This window comes from Cupriavidus sp. SK-3 (genome assembly GCF_000611145.1).
GTDB lineage: Bacteria > Pseudomonadota > Gammaproteobacteria > Burkholderiales > Burkholderiaceae > Cupriavidus.
In genome coordinates this window covers 23643-40892 of record NZ_JFJV02000031.1, presented here as the reverse complement: position 1 = coordinate 40892, position 17250 = coordinate 23643, and the positions used below count along the sequence as shown (strand labels likewise).

At 65.0% G+C, this 17250-nt stretch carries 15 protein-coding genes; 6 read left to right on the top strand and 9 right to left on the bottom strand.

Annotated features, from left to right (window positions below; translation table 11 throughout):
* Positions 1-19: 19 nt before the first annotated feature.
* The 9 genes from CF70_RS02945 to CF70_RS02905 form a co-directional block, all read right to left on the bottom strand.
* Complete coding sequence (locus tag CF70_RS02945) at positions 20-172, bottom strand: hypothetical protein (protein WP_235184864.1); 153 nt, start codon at positions 170-172, stop codon at positions 20-22.
* A 289-nt stretch (positions 173-461) separates the two neighbouring features.
* Positions 462-2363 carry a potassium transporter Kup gene (locus CF70_RS02940; RefSeq protein WP_035860122.1) on the bottom strand — a complete coding sequence of 634 codons (1902 nt, stop codon included), beginning with the start codon at positions 2361-2363 and terminating at the stop codon, positions 462-464.
* A 307-nt stretch (positions 2364-2670) separates the two neighbouring features.
* The gene (locus CF70_RS02935; protein WP_035860120.1) at positions 2671-3381 is read right to left on the bottom strand and encodes an ABC transporter ATP-binding protein; all 711 of its coding nucleotides are present in this window, start codon (positions 3379-3381) and stop codon (positions 2671-2673) included.
* On the bottom strand, positions 3378-4190 hold the full coding sequence (locus CF70_RS02930; RefSeq protein ID WP_035860119.1) for an ABC transporter ATP-binding protein: 813 nt from the start codon (positions 4188-4190) through the stop codon (positions 3378-3380). The genes CF70_RS02935 and CF70_RS02930 overlap by 4 nt, the downstream gene beginning before the upstream one ends.
* On the bottom strand, positions 4187-5212 hold the full coding sequence (locus tag CF70_RS02925) for a branched-chain amino acid ABC transporter permease (protein ID WP_051648000.1): 1026 nt from the start codon (positions 5210-5212) through the stop codon (positions 4187-4189). Before CF70_RS02925 ends, CF70_RS02930 begins: the two co-directional genes overlap by 4 nt.
* Before the next feature lie 4 nt (positions 5213-5216).
* Positions 5217-6083: a branched-chain amino acid ABC transporter permease gene (locus CF70_RS02920; protein WP_035860117.1), complete on the bottom strand. Its 867-nt coding sequence runs from the start codon at positions 6081-6083 to the stop codon at positions 5217-5219.
* Between the two features lie 137 nt (positions 6084-6220).
* Entirely contained in the window at positions 6221-7402 is a 1182-nt protein-coding gene (locus CF70_RS02915) for an ABC transporter substrate-binding protein (RefSeq protein ID WP_035860116.1), read from the bottom strand.
* Between the two features lie 145 nt (positions 7403-7547).
* Entirely contained in the window at positions 7548-8363 is an 816-nt protein-coding gene (locus tag CF70_RS02910) for an alpha/beta fold hydrolase (protein WP_035860113.1), read from the bottom strand.
* A gap of 47 nt (positions 8364-8410) precedes the next feature.
* Complete coding sequence (locus tag CF70_RS02905; protein WP_035860107.1) at positions 8411-10045, bottom strand: benzoate-CoA ligase family protein; 1635 nt, start codon at positions 10043-10045, stop codon at positions 8411-8413.
* A gap of 221 nt (positions 10046-10266) precedes the next feature.
* On the opposite strand from CF70_RS02905, the gene CF70_RS02900 reads away from it, so the two are divergent.
* From CF70_RS02900 to CF70_RS02875, 6 genes are all read left to right on the top strand, one after another.
* Positions 10267-11205 carry a helix-turn-helix transcriptional regulator gene (locus tag CF70_RS02900; RefSeq protein WP_035860104.1) on the top strand — a complete coding sequence of 313 codons (939 nt, stop codon included), beginning with the start codon at positions 10267-10269 and terminating at the stop codon, positions 11203-11205.
* A 134-nt stretch (positions 11206-11339) separates the two neighbouring features.
* Positions 11340-13022 carry a 2,3-epoxybenzoyl-CoA dihydrolase gene (gene boxC, locus CF70_RS02895; protein ID WP_035860101.1) on the top strand — a complete coding sequence of 561 codons (1683 nt, stop codon included), beginning with the start codon at positions 11340-11342 and terminating at the stop codon, positions 13020-13022.
* Between the two features lie 76 nt (positions 13023-13098).
* Positions 13099-14523, top strand: coding sequence for a benzoyl-CoA 2,3-epoxidase subunit BoxB (gene boxB / locus CF70_RS02890; protein WP_035860099.1), 1425 nt, complete (start codon positions 13099-13101; stop codon positions 14521-14523).
* A gap of 74 nt (positions 14524-14597) precedes the next feature.
* Entirely contained in the window at positions 14598-15833 is a 1236-nt protein-coding gene (gene boxA / locus CF70_RS02885) for a benzoyl-CoA 2,3-epoxidase subunit BoxA (protein ID WP_035860095.1), read from the top strand.
* Positions 15834-16029: 196 nt separating this feature from the next.
* Positions 16030-16419: an MbcA/ParS/Xre antitoxin family protein gene (locus CF70_RS02880; RefSeq protein WP_035860093.1), complete on the top strand. Its 390-nt coding sequence runs from the start codon at positions 16030-16032 to the stop codon at positions 16417-16419.
* The gene (locus tag CF70_RS02875; RefSeq protein WP_200876684.1) at positions 16379-17131 is read left to right on the top strand and encodes an RES family NAD+ phosphorylase; all 753 of its coding nucleotides are present in this window, start codon (positions 16379-16381) and stop codon (positions 17129-17131) included. The genes CF70_RS02880 and CF70_RS02875 overlap by 41 nt, the downstream gene beginning before the upstream one ends.
* The last annotated feature ends 119 nt before the right edge of the window (positions 17132-17250 follow it).

Genomic DNA, 17250 nt, shown 5'->3' with positions numbered 1-17250 from the left:
GCGCCCCGCCAGGCGGCGCTCAAAACTCGAGCGGATTGATCTTCATTCGCTTCGCATTGCGGGCCAGCACGTCATCGAGCGTCGCCATGGTCGTGGCCTTGGCATACAGCGCAGAGGCAAGGTGCAGCGCATCGCCCGCACGGAGCCCCGCGGACGCATCCAGGGTTAGCACTGCAGCGCGATGAGATCGTTTGGGCCCCTTTGCGCGCGTAAGTGGCTCAAGCGATAGTTCGATGTACCCGAACCCAGGCCATCCGAAACGTGCGGAGGCCGGTCCCGCGCACAAACCAGCCAACCGCCACCCGGCGGGTCGTAGCCGGTGGACAACAGACATCAAACCAAAAAAAGATGCCCTATGGCTACAAGACCCAGGAATTGACAGATCTTGTAGCTATAGGGCATCAAACATTCAGTTTGCACGGCGGTGGCTCGTCAGCGCATGCGAGCCCTCAAACCTGCCGTCAGATTTCCACCTTGGTACCAAGTTCCACCACCCGGTTGGCCGGGATCTGGAAGAAATCCGAAGGCTTGGCGCCGTTCTGATGCATCCAGGCGAACAAGCTCTCGCGCCACATCGACATGCCCGGCAGCTTTGAAGGAATGACCGACTCGCGTGCGATGAAGAACGACGTCTCCATCAACTCGAACTGCATATTGAGCTTGCGCTGGGCGAGGTCCAGCACCCGCTGCACGTCCGGTGTTTCCTTGAAGCCGTATTCTGACTTGAGGATAAACACGCCGCCGCCAAGGTCCTTGCACGTGAGGCGATGATCGTCGTCCACGTAGGGCACGTCGCGCGTCACAAAGCTCAGGAACACCACGCGTTCATGCAGCACGCGGTTGTGCTTGAGGTTGTGCAGCAGCGAGACCGGCACCGACTCCGTATTGCCGGTCAGGAAGACGGCCGTCCCTTCGACCCGGTGCGGTGGGTGAGCCAGCAGGCCGCCGATGAAGGGTTCGAGCGGAATGCCATCCTCCAGGCTGCGCGCGCGCAGCAGCTTGCGGCCGCTGTGCCAGGTCATCAGCAGGAAGAAGGCGCTGCCGCCCATCAGCAGCGGGAACCAGCCGCCCTCGGCGATCTTCAGCAGGTTGGCGGAGAAGAAGGCCAGGTCGACCAGCAGGAACGTCAGGCCGATCAGCGTCACCAGCACCGGGTTCCATTTCCACACATTGCGCATGACCACGGCGGCGAGGAAAGTGGTGATCACCATGGTGGTGGTCACCGCGATGCCGTAGGCAGCCGCCAGATTGTCGGACTTCTTGAAGGCCACCACCACGATCACCACCAGCACCAGCAGAAGCCAGTTGATGACCGGCAGGTAGATCTGGCCGATTTCCGCGTCCGATGTATAGCGGATGCGCATGCGCGGCACGAAGCCAAGCTGAATGGCCTGGCTGGTCAGCGAGAAGGCACCCGAGATCACCGCCTGCGAGGCAATCACCGTTGCGCAGGTGGCCAGCAGCACCATGGGGATCAGCAAAGGCTGCGGCACCATCAGGTAAAACGGGTTGCTGATGGCTTCGGGATTCTGCAGCAGCATGGCGCCCTGGCCGAAATAGTTGAGCATCAGGCACGGCATCACCACCGCGAACCAGCCCATGCGGATCGGACGGATGCCGAAGTGGCCCATATCGGCATAGAGCGCTTCCGCGCCGGTCAGCACCAGGAACACAGAGCCGAGCACCACGAAGGCCTGCAGCGAATGCTCCATCAGGAAAATGACCCCATAGTACGGATTCACCGCCATCAGGATCCCGGGCGCATGCACCATGTGATACACGCCCAGCGCGCCGAGCGCCACGAACCACACCATCATGATCGGCCCGAACAGCTTGCCCACCGCGGCGGTGCCGCTGCGCTGGATCATGAAAAGGGCCACAAGGATCACCAGCGTGATCGGTATGACAAAGTGAGAAAGCCCGGGCGCGGCGATTTCCAGGCCCTCGACGGCGGACAGCACCGAGATCGCGGGCGTGATCACCGCGTCGCCATAGAACATGCAGGCGCCGAAGATGCCGAACATCATCAGCAGTTTCGCCATCCGCGAACGCGGCGCGGCGGTGCGCAGCGCCAGCGCCATCAGGGCCAGGATGCCGCCCTCGCCGTCGTTGTCGGCCCGCATGACGAACATCACGTACTTGAGCGACACCACGATGATCATCGCCCAGAACAGCATGGAAATGATGCCCATCACGGCCGCGTCGCTGAAGGGAATGCCATGCTCGCTACTGAAGCACTCCTTCAACGCATACAACGGGCTGGTACCGATATCGCCGAAGACGACGCCGATTGCCCCGATCACCAGCGCGCGCCTGCTGGGACTTTCTACAAAATAGTGACTGGTGGTTGCGGGCTGGGTCATGGATAAAGGTCTGGTTGAAGGGCTCGCGCAACGCCCTCGGCACACGGCGCGAGCGCCGGATCGGGCGCAACGGCAACGCGCCGCTATTGCATTGCACAAACGCGCGCCATTCTAGATGAAGTGCCGGGTGACGACCACTGGGGAGCATCCTGCCTGGAAACCTGCCATATGCTGATGACGCATCAAGCATGAGAGGGAAGTCCCGGCCGGTCAAGCGCTTTGCGCGCCTTGAACCACAAACCTGGCGAAGCCGCACATGCGTGTTGCCGTTGCTACACCACCACAATTTGTGTCTATTTAGGCACAATTAGACACCCAAATAGCGATCCAGCAGGCCCGGTTGCACCGCCAGTTCCGCGGCGGGACCGTTCATGACAACCGCGCCCTTCTCCAGCACCACCACGCGGTCGGCATTAGCCAGTACGGTGCGGTAGTTGCGGTCCACCACCACGGAGGCAATGCCGGTGGCACGCACGGTAGCGATGACCTGCCAGATCTCGGCGACGATACGCGGCGCCAGGCCTTCGGTCGCCTCGTCCAGGATCAGGCAGTCGGGATTCGTCATCAGGGCGCGCCCGATCGACAGCATCTGCTGCTCGCCGCCGGAAAGCTGTTGCCCGCCATGGCCAAGGCGCTCCTTGAGACGCGGAAAGAGATCCAGCACCCTTGCCTCGTCCCAGTCCAGCCGTCCTGACGGACCCTTGCGCGCCGCCATCACCAGGTTCTCGCGCACGGAGAGGTTGGGGAAAATCCCACGCCCTTCGGGCACGTAGGCCACTCCCAGGCGCGCCACCTCATAGGGCTGCGCGCGCGAAACGTCGCGCCCGGCGGCAAGAATGGTTCCCTCGCGCTGCCGCACATGGCCCAGCAAGGTGCGCAGCAACGTGCTCTTGCCCATGCCGTTGCGCCCGAGCAATCCCACGGTCTCGCCCGCGCCAACGCTGAAATCGACCCCGCGCAGGACATGGCTGCTGCCATACCAGGCGTGCACGCCGCTCGCTTGAATCATCGCGCTCATGCCGCTTGCTCCCTGCGTGGCGCCGCGTGCACGGGGGTCGCCACCCCCTCCTCGCCCTCTTCGCCCTCTTCGCCAAGATAAGCCTGCTGGACTTCGCGGTTGACGCGGATCGCGTCCGGTTCGCCCGAGGCGATCACGGCGCCGTTAACCATCACGGTGATACGGTCGGCGACCGAGAAAACCGCCTCCATGTCGTGCTCGACCAGCAATACCGCATGGCCATCGCGCAGCGAGCGCAACAGGGCCAGCATGCGCGCCGACTCCTCCGCGCCCATGCCCGCCAGCGGCTCATCCAGCAGCAGCACGGTAGGTTGGGTGGCCAGGCACATGGCGACCTCAAGCTGGCGCTTCTGGCCATGCGACAAGGCCGTGGCAACGGTATCGGCACAACCCGCCAGGCCGGCGCACTCCAGCGCCTCGTCGCCCAGCGCGCGGCTGGTGCGGCAGCGCTGCGCGTCTTCCCACAGCCGCCAGGCCCGCTGCGCGCGCGACTGGGCCGCCAGCCGGCAGTTCTCGCGCACCGTCAGCGGCAGGAAGATATTGTTGCGCTGGTAGCTGCGGCCAACGCCTTCGCGCGCCAGGCGCGGCTGCGACCAGCCGGTCACGTCGCGCCCCTGCAGTTGCAGCCTGCCCGACGAAGGCGGCAGTTCGCCCGACAGCATATTGATCAGCGTCGACTTGCCCGCGCCATTGGTGCCGATCACCGCGTGGATCTCATGCAAGGCGAGGTCGATATCCACGTCGCCCACCGCCGTGAGGCCACCGAAGCGGCGGGTCAGCTTGCGGGCCGACAAGACAGGTGCATTCATCGGGATCCCCCTTGGCGCCGGCGCGCAACCCCGCGCGCCAGGCTGACCAGTCCATGTGGCAGCAAGGCCACCGCCACGATGACGAAACCGCCCATCAGCAGTTGCCAGTGCTTCGTCAGCGTGCTGAACCATTCCGCGAGCAGCACGAAGGAAAAGGCGCCCAGCACCGCCCCGGCCAGGCTTCCGGCGCCGCCCAGGATCACCATCAGCATAGCGTTGCCGGACTGGTGCCAGGATGCGATCTCCGGATTGACGAAGCCATACTGGATGGCATACAGATAGCCCGCCAGGCCAGCAAACGTGCCGGCCACCACGAAGGCGCCGAGCTGATAGCGGTAGGTGGCGTAGCCGGCGGCGCGCATGCGCTGCTCGTTATGCTTGATGCCCACCAGCGCATGGCCGAAGCGCGAGCGCAGCACCACAGCCAGGCCGGCCACCGTCAGCGCCAGCGCGGCGAGCACCAGCCAGTAGAAATGCGTGACGTCGTTGACATCGAACGGCCGCGCCCCCAACAAGCCGAACTCGGGACGGAAATAGATATAGGTGCCGTCGCTGCCGCCTGCGATCTTGGTGTCGTGGAACACGAAGTACACCATCTGGGCGAAGGCGAGCGTGACCATGATGAAATAGATGCCGCGCGTGCGCAGCACCAGCGCGCCCACCACCAGCGCCAGCAGCGCCGCCGCGCCAAGCGCGCCCAGCAGCAAGAGCCAGCCATTGCCCGGCCCGGCCTGCGGCGCCATCATCGCGGTGGCATAGGCGGCCATGGCGAAATAGGCGGCGTGGCCCAGGCTGACCAGCCCGCTGTAGCCGATCAGCAATTGGAGCGACAGCGCGAAGATGGCCATGATCATGACCTTGCTAAGCAGCTCGATATAGAAACGTTGCCCGTCCGCATTCAGCAGCAGCGGCAGCACCGCCAGCACGGCAAAGGCCGCCAGCCATCCCAGGCCGCCCAGCAAGTGCGCGGACCCGCCACGCGCGCGCAGCGGGCGGTCCAGTGCGTTGATATCGCTCGGCATATCCTTACCCCGCCTTGAACAAGCCCTGGGGTTTCCAGAGCAGGATGAGTGCCATCAACAGGTAGATCAGCACGCCGGAGGCCTCCTGCCAGAACACCTTGCCGAACGTGTCGACAAAGCCCAGCAGCAGCGAGGCCACCATGGCCCCCTTGACCGAGCCGATGCCGCCGATCACCACCACCACGAAGCACACGATCAGCACCTGGCCGCCCATGCCGGGATAGACCGAGGACACCGGTGCTGCGATCATGCCGGCCAGCACCGCCAGCGCCACCCCGAGGGCGAACACGAAGCGGTACAGCACCGTGACGTTAATGCCCAGCGACTGCACCATCTCGCGGTTGGTGGCACCGGCGCGGATCATCATGCCCAGCCGCGTGCGGCGGATCACCAGGTACATGGCCGCGGCCACCAGCAGGCAGATCGCCGAGATAAACAGGCGATAGACCGGATAGGTCATGTCGTTGCCGATCGGCAGCGCCCAGTCGAGTATCGCCGGCACCGTCACGCCGTGCACGTCGTCGTCCACCAGGATGCTGCGCATCTCTTCGAACACCAGGATCAGGCCGTAGGTCATCAGCACTTGTTGCAGATGCTCGCGCTCGTAGAGATAGCTGAAAAACACCCACTCCAGCACATAGCCGAATGCCACCGCCAGCACAATGCCCAGCGGGATAGCGATCAACAGGTTGCCGGTCAGCCCCGCCAGAGTGAAGGCCAGGTAGGCACCCAGCATGTAGAAGCTGCCGTGGGCAAGGTTGATCACGCCCATGATGCCGAAGATCAGGGTCAGGCCGCTCGCCACGAGGAAGAGCAGCAAACCGTACTGGATGCTGTTAAGGCACTGTATGAAGAAGGAAACGATATCCATGGATATCCATGCGGCAAAGCGGCAACTCGGTTGCGGTATGCGGCTCCGACGCTACCGGCCCGGACGGGACACGGCATGGCGGGCCGGACTTCTGCCCGGTGCCGCGGGAGCGGCGCCGGGCCACAGCGTTCAACCGTTCAGAGACGGCAGCCGCGCGCCGGATCGGCCAGCCCCTTTACGGCAATCGCGCCGACCTTGTTCTCGCGGCCGTCCACCTTGCGCAGGTAGAAATCCTGCACCGGATTGTGCGCCTTCGACAGCGTAAAGGCGCCGCGCGGACTGTCGACCCTGGTCTGCTCCATCGCCTTGATGACCTCGCCCTTCCTGGTCATATCACCCTTCACCGCGCTGGCGCCGGCGGCCAGCAACTGGGCAGCGTCGTAGCCTTGCACGGCGTACACGTCCGGCTGCAGCTTGTAGGTCTTGGCGTACTCCAGGCGGAAGCCCTTGTCGCGCGCGTTGGACAGGCCATCGGCATAGTGCAGCGTGGTTTCAAGGCCTTGCGCCGCATTGCCCTGCGCTTCCAGCGTGCCGTCGGTGAGGAAGCCCGAGGCGTAAAGCGGGATCTTGTCCTTGAGGCCCGCCGCGGCCCAGTCCTTGACGAACTTGACGGCGCCGCCGCCGGCAAAGAAGACGAACACCGCATCGGGCTTGATCGATGCCACCTCGGTGATCAGCGCCTGGAACTCGACGTTGGGGAACGGCAGGCTCAACTCTTTCACCACCTTGCCGCCCTTGGCTTCGAAGGCCTCCTTGAAGCCCTTGACCGACTGCTCCCCGGCCGCGTACTTCCAGGTCAGCGTGACCACCTTCTTCATGCCGCGTTCGGCCAGCACGTGGCCCATGGCATAGCCCGGCTGCCAGTTCGAGAACGAAGAACGGAAGATATTGGGGCCGCACAGCGGACCTGTGGCTTCGTCCACGCCCGCATTGGGAATGATCAGCAGCGTGTTGTTTTCCTTGGCTACCTTGACGATGCCCATCTGCACGCCGGAGTGCACCGTGCCTACCACCACATCGACCTGGTCGCGCTTGATCAGCTTGGTAGCGTTCTCCGGCGCCTTGGCGGGATCGGACTCGTCATCCACCTTGAAGTACTCGATCTCACGCCCGCCCAGCTTGCCGCCCTGCTCCTGCACGTACATCTTGAAGCCATTCTCGATGGCATTGCCGAGGGAGGCGTAAGTACCCGTGTAGGGCAGCATGAAGCCAACCTTGATTTTGCCAGTGCCTTGGGCGCTGGCGCCCGCGGCGAAGGCGAAGGATGCAGCAATGGCAAGGCATGCGGGCGCCAGCCCGCGCGATGTGAAGCGATGCATGGATGTCTCCTGGTGGTCAAGCCGACTTCCGTCGCCTGAGCCGGCATCGCCGGCCTGCGGGCTTCCGGGCTACTCGCGGCAATCGCGGACTTCGCGAACTGCCGGAATCGCTGGAAATGCAGGCCAACGTGCAGGGGGCGCGAAATTATTTTAGGTATGAAGTATGCGCCGTTATAAACCGGACCGCCGCATCCGTCAACGGCCCTGGCTGGTCGCGGTGCGGCGAGTGGCCGCATCGCGGGAGTTTAAGCAGGACGGTTTGTGGCGCATATCGATGGATACCCTCAATCTGTGCCATGGTGCCGTATTCGTCGTCTTCGCCTTGCACGGCGAGCACAGGGCAACGCAATTGCGGCAGCAAGGGCCGCAGATCGAAGGCGCGGAAGGCGGGATCGAGCCAGATGTCGTTCCAGCCCCAGAAGGCCGAATCCACGTCGGCATGATGGCGTGCCAGCTTGCTGCGCAGATCGGTCTGCAGATAGGTTTCGCGGGTGGCCCGGATGCTGTTCACCGACACGTCCTCGACCATGATGTGAGGCGCCAGCACGGTGATCCCGTCGACTGCCTGCGGGAAGCTGGCGGCGTAGATCAGGGCGATCGAGCCGCCGTCGCTGTGGCCGAACAGCCAGGGCACGCCGCGGCTGCGGCCGGGCCCGATCTGAAGTGCATCGAACAGCGCCGGCAAGGCCTCGCTCGCTTGCCGGTGCATGAAGTCAACGCCCCACTTTTCCTCCGCGGGACGCGGCGTGGAGCGGCCATAGCCATAGCGCGACAGCACCAGCCCGCGAAAATCGCCGGCCTCGCACAGGGCGGCCGGAAAGTCGCGCCACATGCTGATTGAACCCAGCCCTTCATGCAGGAAGACCACCAGCGGGCGCTCCTGCCGGTGCGGGCGCAGCCACTGCACTTCCACCTGGATACGGCGGCCGTCGAAAGGAATTTCCACCAACTCGCTTTGCATGCTTTTGCCTTTGCTTATATCTTCGTTTCTTGCCTTGACTTTGATTGTCAGCCCCCGGCCGGCGCAGCTTCCTCGCGCTGGCGCAGGCGGAAACGCTGGATCTTGCCGGTGGCCGTCTTCGGCAACTCGGCCACGCATTCGATCTGGCGCGGATATTTGTAGGGCGCCAGCCGCGACTTGACAAAGACCTGCAACTCCGCCGCCATGTCCTCATGCCACGAGCGGCCGGGGCGCATCACCACGAAGCCCTTGGGCTTGACCAGCCCGTCGGCATCGGTCACGCCGATCACCGCGGCCTCCAGCACGGCCGGGTGCTGCGCCAGCACCGCCTCCACCTCGAATGGCGAGACATAGATGCCGCCTACCTTGAGCATGTCGTCGCTGCGCCCGGCGTAGATGAAATAGCCGTCCGCATCCTGCAGGTATTTATCGCCACTGCGGGTCCATTCGCCAACGAAGGTGTCGCGGCTCTTGTCGCGGTTTCCCCAGTACATCAGCGCGGCGCTCGGCCCCTTGATAAAGAGGTCGCCGATCTCGCCCGGCGCGCACGGGTGACCCGCTTCGTCGAGCAGCTTCAGCGCATAGCCGGGCACCGGCTTGCCGGTGGTGCCGTAGCGCACGTCGCCGGGACGGTTCGAGAGAAAGATGTGCAGCATCTCCGTGGAGCCGATCCCATCAAGGATGTCGCAGCCAAAATGCGCCTGGAAACGATCGCCCATATCCTTTGGCAGCGCTTCTCCCGCCGAGGTGCAAACCCGCAGTGCGACGTCCGCCCGCGCGGGCAGGTCGCTTGCGGCCAGCATGCCTGCGTAAAGCGTCGGCACGCCGCAGAAAACCGTGGGCCGGTGCTCGCGCAGGCGCCGGAAAACAGCCTGCGGCGTGGGGCGCTCGGCCATCAGCACCGTGGTGGCGCCAACAGCGAGCGGGAACGTCAGCGCGTTGCCCAGGCCATAAGCAAAGAACAGCTTCGCGGCGGAAAAGACCACATCGTCTTCACGCAGGCCGAGCACCTGGCGCGCATAGAGATCGGCGGTATGAAACAGGTTGCCGTGCGTATGCACGGTGCCCTTCGGCCGCCCCGTGGAGCCGGACGAATAGAGCCAGAACGCAATGTCGTCCGGTCGCGTTGCGGCAGCGCCTTCCAGCGGCGCGCCCTGCCCTGCCATCCCGGCCACGCTTGGCGCCGGGCCGGCGGATGCGTCATCGGGGCCGGCCAGCATCAGCGCGGGATCCGTGCCGGCCTTGCCGATGGCCTCGCGCATCGTGGCTGCCAGCGGCGCCGACACCACTACCGCGCGCGCGCCGCTGTGCTCCAGCATATAAGCGTAGTCGTCGACCGTCAGCAGGGTATTCACAGCCACGGGTACCACGCCAGCCAGCAGGCACCCGAGGAAGACCGTGGGGAAATCGGTGGTGTCGAGGGCGCACAACAGCAAGCGCTCCTCCGGCCGCACACCGGACGCCAGCAGCGCGGCGGCAAAACACCGGCTGCGCTGGTCGAGCGCGGCAAAGGTGAGCGTGCCGGCATCGTCCACATAGGCGATCTTGCCGGCGCGGGCGGCGGTGAGGTTGCGCGTCAGCAGGTCCGCGGCCGCGTTGTACCGGGCCGGCAGCACTGCGACGGCAGCCGGCGGCAAACCCGCACCGGCCACCGGGGACGGGGATGCAACAGGGGGCGTCATGTCTCCACTCCTCGATGCCGCCCCCCGGTCACGCTCGGTCATGGGGAAACGGAGTCAGGTATTTGTGTGTCTTCTGTACTTTCTTTTGTTGATGCATTTTATTGCATATCAACTATTATGCAAGCAGAGTAATGCACTATATGACACAAGCGTACTGTCCCTTATAATCGCAACCCCGATCCGGATGCCTCCCGGATCTCATTGACACGTAAAAGCCGTCCATGCGCCGCGATCCAGATCCCCTGCTGGCCCCAGACTCCTCCGACTCCCGCCCCGCTGGCGAGCGCAACCCCTACCTGACACAACTCGGGGAGCGCATTCGTTCGCTGCGCGCTGCGCGCGGCATGTCGCGCAAGGACCTGGCTCGCGGCGCGGAGGTTTCCGAGCGCTATCTCGCCAACCTGGAAACCGGTACCGGCAATGCTTCCGTGCTGCTGCTGCGGCAGGTCGCGCGCGCGCTCGACGTGCCCCTGCCGGTGGTGCTCGCGGAGATGGAAACGCAGCATGCCCCTGGCGACCAGCCGGCCTCCGAATTCTCGCAACTGGTGCAATGGCTGGCGCAACTGCCCGCAGGTGACCTGGCGCGCGTGCGCGAAGCCTGCCATCACGCGCTGGCGCCGTCCGCGTCCCATGACATGCGTCATCGCCGCATCACCTTGATCGGGCTGCGCGGCGCGGGCAAATCCACCCTCGGGCGGGCGCTGGCGGCGGCAATGGAAGTCCCCTTCGTGGAACTGAACGGCGTCATCGAGCAGGAAGCCGGCGCCAGCCTGGCAGAGATTCACTCGCTGTACGGACAGGCGGCCTACCGCCGCTACGAGATGCGCGCACTCGAACGCGTGCTGCGCGAGCACGATCGCATGGTGCTTGCCACGCCAGGCAGCCTGGTCTCGGAGCCCTCCACCTTCAACCTGCTGCTGGCGCGCTGCTACACGGTCTGGGTAAAGACTTCGCCCGAGGAGCATATGGCGCGCGTGGTGGCGCAAGGTGACATGCGCCCGATGGAAGGCAACCGGGAGGCCATGGACGATTTGCGCCGCATCCTGCAGGCGCGCACCCCGCTCTACTCGCGTGCCGATGCGACGATCGACACCAGCGGCCAGGATCCCAACACCTCCCTGCAGGCGCTGCGCGCCCAGCTCCGCGCGCTGGGCACCTGAGCGGCGGCGCTGGCTGCTGCCCGGCGTGCCAGCCCGGCCTGAAAGTTATCGCACAAGGATTGCGCCGCCCGGATTTGTGCACTATATTTCATCACAGAGGATGATCGACAATATAGTGCATAAAGGAGACAACAATGTCCGCCCCGGCCGTCCCTGCCACCACCGCGCATCCCCCCATCACTTTCGAACGCGACCCCGCGACGTATCGCCACTGGAAACTGGCGTTCGACGGCCCGGTCGCCACGCTGTCCATGGATGTCGACGAGGACGGCGGCCTGCGGCCCGGCTATGCGCTCAAGCTGAACTCCTACGACCTCGGCGTGGATATCGAACTGCACGATGCCCTGCAGCGCATCCGCTTCGAGCATCCCGAGGTGCGTACCGTGGTGCTCACCAGCGCCAAGGAACGCATCTTCTGCTCTGGCGCCAACATCTTCATGCTCGGCAAGTCGTCCCATGCCTGGAAGGTGAACTTCTGCAAGTTCACCAACGAAACCCGCAACGGCATCGAGGACGCCAGCCGCTACTCAGGCCTGAAATTCATCGCGGCCTGCAACGGCACCACCGCCGGCGGCGGCTATGAGCTTGCCCTGGCCTGCGATGAAATCGTGCTGGTCGATGACCGCTCATCGGCCGTCAGCCTGCCCGAAGTGCCGCTGCTCGGCGTGCTGCCGGGCACCGGCGGCCTGACGCGCGTCACCGACAAGCGCCGCGTGCGGCGCGACCATGCCGACATCTTCTGCACCACCACCGAGGGCGTGCGCGGACAGAGGGCACTGGAGTGGAAGCTGGTCGATGCCGTGGTGAAACCGGCGCGCTTCGCCGAACACGTACAGCAGCGCGCGCTTGCGCTTGCCGCCGACAGCGACCGCCCCGCGGACCAGCCGGGCGTACGGCTCACGCCGCTGTCGCGCAGCCACGATGCGCACGGCTACCGCTATGACACCGTCCAGGTACACCTGGACCCGGCTGCGCGCAAGGCAACGCTGACGGTATTCGGCCCCCGCAAACAGCAGCCGCAGGCGCTCGCCCAGATCCTTGCCGCTGGCGCCGACTGGTGGCCGCTGAAGATGGCGCGCGAGCTCGACGACGCCATCCTCACGCTGCGCGCCAATCATCTCGATATCGGCATCTGGATTCTCAAGACCGAAGGCGACCCGCATCAGGTCCTGGCCACCGATGCCCTGCTGGAAGCGCATGCCGGCCACTGGTTCGTGCGCGAGACCATCGGCATGCTGCGGCGCACGCTGGCGCGCCTGGAAGTTTCCTCCCGCACGCTGTTCGCGCTGATCGAACCGGACTCGTGCTTTGCCGGCACCTTGCTGGAACTGGCGCTGGCCGCCGACCGCAGTTATATGCTGCACCTGCCCGACGCGCCGGACGACGCGCCGCGCGTGTTCGCCTGCGCTGCCAACTTCGGCCGCTACCCGATGGTCAACGGGCTGACGCGGCTGGCCGCGCGCTTCTACCAGGATGAGGCCGCGATCCAGGCCGTGCAGGACCATGCCGGCGCGCCGCTAGATGCCATCAGCGCCGCCTCGCTGGCGCTGGTCACCGCCACACCCGACGACATCGACTGGGAAGACGAGATCCGCATCGCCATCGAAGAGCGCGCAAGCCTGTCGCCGGACGCGCTGACCGGGCTCGAAGCGAACCTGCGCTTCGGGCCGGCGGAAACCATGGAGACCCGCATCTTCGGCCGCCTCACCGCCTGGCAAAACTGGATCTTCAACCGGCCCAATGCCATTGGCGAACACGGCGCGCTCAAAGTCTTCGGCTCCGGCAACAAGGCCCGCTTCGACTGGGACCGCGTCTGAACCGGCACTCGTAAGGCAACACGCGACAAGACAAAAGAAGATAAAAGAAGACAAAAAGAAAACCAGGAGACATCCCGTGAGCATCGACTACAGCCAGAAAATCCCCAACAACGTCAACCTGTCGGATGACCGCGCGCTCCAGCGCGCGCTGGAGCACTGGCAACCCGCCTTCCTCGACTGGTGGCGCGACATGGGGCCGGAGGGCTCGCACCAGCACGATGTCTACCTGCGCACCGCGGTCTCGGTCGACCCCTCCGGCTGGGCGCACTTCGAGCACGTCAAGATGCCGGACTACCGCTGGGGCATCTTCCTCCAGCCCGCCGATCCTGCGCGCCGCATCCATTTTGGCGAGCACAAGGGCGAGGCTGCCTGGCAGGAGGTACCGGGAGAACATCGCGCCAACCTGCGCCGCATCATCGTCACCCAGGGCGACACCGAGCCGGCCTCGGTCGAGCAGCAGCGCCATCTCGGCATGACCTGCCCGTCCCTGTACGATTTGCGCAACCTGTTCCAGGTCAATGTGGAGGAAGGCCGCCACCTGTGGGCCATGGTCTACCTGTTGCACCGCCACTTCGGCCGCGACGGGCGGGAAGAAGCCGAAGCGCTGCTCGGGCGCCGTTCCGGCGACGATGACAACCCCCGTATCCTCGGCGCCTTCAATGAGCGCACGCCCGACTGGCTGGCCTTCTTCATGTTCACTTACTTCACCGACCGCGACGGCAAGTTCCAGCTTTGCGCGCTGGCCGAATCCAGTTTCGATCCGCTGGCGCGCACCACGCGCTTCATGCTGACCGAGGAAGCCCACCATATGTTCGTGGGCGAATCCGGCGTCTCACGCGTGATCCAGCGCACCTGCGAAGTAATGCGCGAACGCGATATCCGGGACCCGGCCGACGTCCGCGCGGCGGGCGTGATCGACCTCGAAACCATCCAGCGCTATCTCAACTTCCATTACAGCGTGACGATCGACCTGTTCGGCGCAGACCAGTCGTCCAACGCCGCCACCTTCTACAGCGCCGGGCTCAAGGGCCGATTCGAGGAGGGCAAGCGCAACGACGACCACGTGCTCAAGGGCGACGTGTACCGCATCCTCGATATCCAGGACGGCCGCCTGGGCGAGCGCGAGGTACCCATGCTCAACGCGCTCAACGAGGTGCTGCGCGACGACTACATCAAGGATTCCATCGGCGGCGTGGCGCGCTGGAACAAGGTGATTGAAAAGCACGGCATCGACTTCCGCATGACGGTGCCGCACAAGGCGTTCAACCGGAAGATCGGCAGCCTTGCCAACGTGCATGTCTCGCCCGCCGGCGAATTGCTCACCGAAGGCCAGTGGCAGGCGAGTGAACGCGAATGGCTGGCAACGGAAGAAGACCGCGCCTTTGTTGCCTCGCTGATGGGCCGCGTGACCGAACCCGGCAAGTACGCCAACTGGATCGCGCCGCCGATGGTCGGCGTCAACCGCCAGCCCATGGACTTTGAGTACGTGCGCTTCAACTGACGCAACGACTGACCCACCGGCAACGTTCGGCGCAGCGGCGGCAACAGACCCGCCGCACGCCAAGGAGACAAGAGATGGGCGCCCCCGAGATCATCAGGCAGCACCTGATCGACCCCGAAATCTGCATCCGCTGCAACACCTGCGAAGACACCTGCCCGATCGACGCGATTACCCACGACGACCGCAACTATGTGGTCAAGGCCGACGTATGCAATGGTTGCGGCGCCTGCCTGTCGCCGTGCCCTACCGGTGCCATCGACAACTGGCGCACCATGCTGAAAAGCGAGGCCTATCCGATCGAGGCGCAGTTGCTCTGGGATGAACTGCCTGGCGACACGCCGCTGCCGGCAACCGGCGAGGCAGAGAGCCAGCCCGATCCGGCCGCGCCGGAAAGCGCGCCGGAACCGCTGGCGCAACAGGTGGAAACCAGCGGGCATACCTCGCCCAAGGCGCCTTGGTCGGCCGCGCATCCCTACGTCAACCTGCACGGCGTGCGTGCTCCCGCCACGGCCACTGTCGCCGGCAACTACCGCCTGACCGCCGACGACGCATCGAGCGACGTCCACCACATCGTGCTGGATTTCGGGCAGCACTTCTTCCCGGTGCTGGAAGGCCAGGCCATCGGCATCGTGCCGCCCGGCACCGACGCGGCGGGCAAGCCGCACTATATCCGCATGTACTCGATCGCCAGCCCGCGCGATGGTGAGCGGCCGGGCTACAACAACATCGCGCTGACGGTAAAGCGGGTCGAGCAGGACCACGAGGGGCGGCCGGTTCGCGGCGTGGCATCCAACTTCCTGTGCGACCTCGCGCGTGGCGACGAGGTGCGCGTGGTCGGCCCGTTCGGCAGCACCTTCCTGATGCCGAACCACCGCGAAGCCAGCGTGATGATGATCTGCACCGGCACAGGCTCGGCACCGATGCGCGCGATGACCGAACGCATGCGGCGCAACCTTGACCATTTCGCCGGGCAGCGCATGCTGTTTTTCGGCGCGCGCAATGCGCGGGAACTGCCCTACTTCGGCCCGCTGATGAAACTGCCGACGAGTTTCCTGGATATCCACTTCGCCTTCTCGCGCGACCCCGGACAGCCACGCCGTTATGTGCAGGACGCTATCCGGGATGCCGGCGCGCGCGTGGCCGGCCTGTTGAACGACCCGCACGGCCATATCTATATCTGCGGTCTCAAAGGCATGGAAGACGGCGTGCTCGCCGCGTTCGGGGATGCGTGCGCGGATGCGGGACTTCCCTGGGCCGAACTGGAGGCGCGCATGAAAGCGGAGGGACGGCTCCACATCGAGACTTATTAGGCCTATCAGGCCTATCACCTATCAGGCCTATCACCTATCAGGCCTGTGCGACCTGGCCAGCCACATATCGTATTGCCGAGAACTTGCCGCCGCCGAAGCCACCAAACCCTACAGATCCTACAGATGCGGCGTCGTTTAATACTTCCCTTACGAAACGAACCGCCTATAATGTTTCTGAAGAAACAGGAGCGAGGCGATGCAACCCAGGCAAGTCCCCGAGCATCTTCCTGCCGGCAGTCCGGACCCCGGCACCACACTCACCAAGGCGGTGATGCGTGCCGCCGGCTTTCTCGGCATCAGCCAGGCAGGCGTGGCCAACGTGCTGGGCATCAGCACAGCCTCCGTTTCCCGAATGGCATCCGGCGGCTATGTGCTCGATGCGCACCGCAAGGAATGGGAATTCGGCGTGCTGTTCGTGCGCCTGTTCCGCTCGCTCGACGCCATCCTTGGACACAGCGACCAGGCCCGTCTCTGGCTTGCCAATGAAAACCTGGCGTTGGGCGGCAAACCGCTCGACCTGATCCGCACAACCGAGGGGCTGGTACGTGTCGTTCACTATCTGGATGCCACCCGCGGTCGCGTCTGAGCGCAAGGCCTTTGCGCTCACGCTCTGGCGCGCGGTGGAGGCCCAGCACGTAGTCTCGACCATGCCGCTGGTCGACAGCCTGGAAGAACAGGCCGTGCTCGAAGCCGTGCTCGACGCCGGCAAGCCCGCCGTGCCCGCCGAGGCGCGCCATCTCCATTACCTGCTGTTCACGCCGTTCCGCTACCCCCCGTCGCCGTGGGGCTCGCGCTTTCGCGCCGAACAGGATCCAGGCGTGTTCTACGGCGCCGACGACATTCGCACCGCCTGCGCCGAACTTGGCTACTGGCGCTGGCGCTTCCTGCTCGACAGTCCGGCGCTGCCGCGCATCGATGCGCGCCCGCACACGTTGTTTCAGGTCAGCGTTCGCACCGACGGCATCGCGCTCGACGCCCCGCCCTTCGTGGAGGATGCGGCGCACTGGACCGATCCCGTCCGCTACGATGCGTGCCAGGCATTGGCCCGGGTGGCGCGCGAGGCAGGCCTGGGCATGATCCGCTACACCTCGGTACGCGACCCGGAACACGGCCCCTGTGCAGCGCTGCTGACGCCGCGCGCCTTCGCCGAACCCAACCCGCGCGTGACCACCACCTGGATGCTGACGGTACGTCCCGACCGCGTCATCTGGCAGCGAGACGACCTGCTGCAGCGAGACAGTTTTCAGTTCCCGGCCAGCGCATGGCAGCGCAGCCCGGACGGCACGGACAAGGACTGAATGACGGTGCGCCATCGCGCTGGCATGCGTTGCAGGGGCATGGTCTTGCGCCTTTGCCCATTGTTGCGCAATTAGCTGTTGCGCAGCAAAAGGAATTGCCTTACAATCTTTTTCTTCGA

Bases quoted from the DNA above. Each gene is read 5' to 3' on its own strand.
- CF70_RS02930 (WP_035860119.1), bottom strand. From the start codon at position 4,190: ATGAATGCACCTGTCTTGTCGGCCCGCAAGCTGACCCGCCGCTTCGGT.
- CF70_RS02920 (WP_035860117.1), bottom strand. From the start codon at position 6,083: ATGGATATCGTTTCCTTCTTCATACAGTGCCTTAACAGCATCCAGTAC.
- CF70_RS02900 (WP_035860104.1), top strand. From the start codon at position 10,267: ATGCGCCGCGATCCAGATCCCCTGCTGGCCCCAGACTCCTCCGACTCC.
- CF70_RS02925 (WP_051648000.1), bottom strand. From the start codon at position 5,212: ATGCCGAGCGATATCAACGCACTGGACCGCCCGCTGCGCGCGCGTGGC.
- CF70_RS02880 (WP_035860093.1), top strand. From the start codon at position 16,030: ATGCAACCCAGGCAAGTCCCCGAGCATCTTCCTGCCGGCAGTCCGGAC.
- CF70_RS02910 (WP_035860113.1), bottom strand. From the start codon at position 8,363: ATGCAAAGCGAGTTGGTGGAAATTCCTTTCGACGGCCGCCGTATCCAG.
- CF70_RS02905 (WP_035860107.1), bottom strand. From the start codon at position 10,045: ATGACGCCCCCTGTTGCATCCCCGTCCCCGGTGGCCGGTGCGGGTTTG.
- boxC (WP_035860101.1), top strand. From the start codon at position 11,340: ATGTCCGCCCCGGCCGTCCCTGCCACCACCGCGCATCCCCCCATCACT.
- CF70_RS02940 (WP_035860122.1), bottom strand. From the start codon at position 2,363: ATGACCCAGCCCGCAACCACCAGTCACTATTTTGTAGAAAGTCCCAGC.
- CF70_RS02935 (WP_035860120.1), bottom strand. From the start codon at position 3,381: ATGAGCGCGATGATTCAAGCGAGCGGCGTGCACGCCTGGTATGGCAGC.
- CF70_RS02915 (WP_035860116.1), bottom strand. From the start codon at position 7,402: ATGCATCGCTTCACATCGCGCGGGCTGGCGCCCGCATGCCTTGCCATT.
- boxA (WP_035860095.1), top strand. From the start codon at position 14,598: ATGGGCGCCCCCGAGATCATCAGGCAGCACCTGATCGACCCCGAAATC.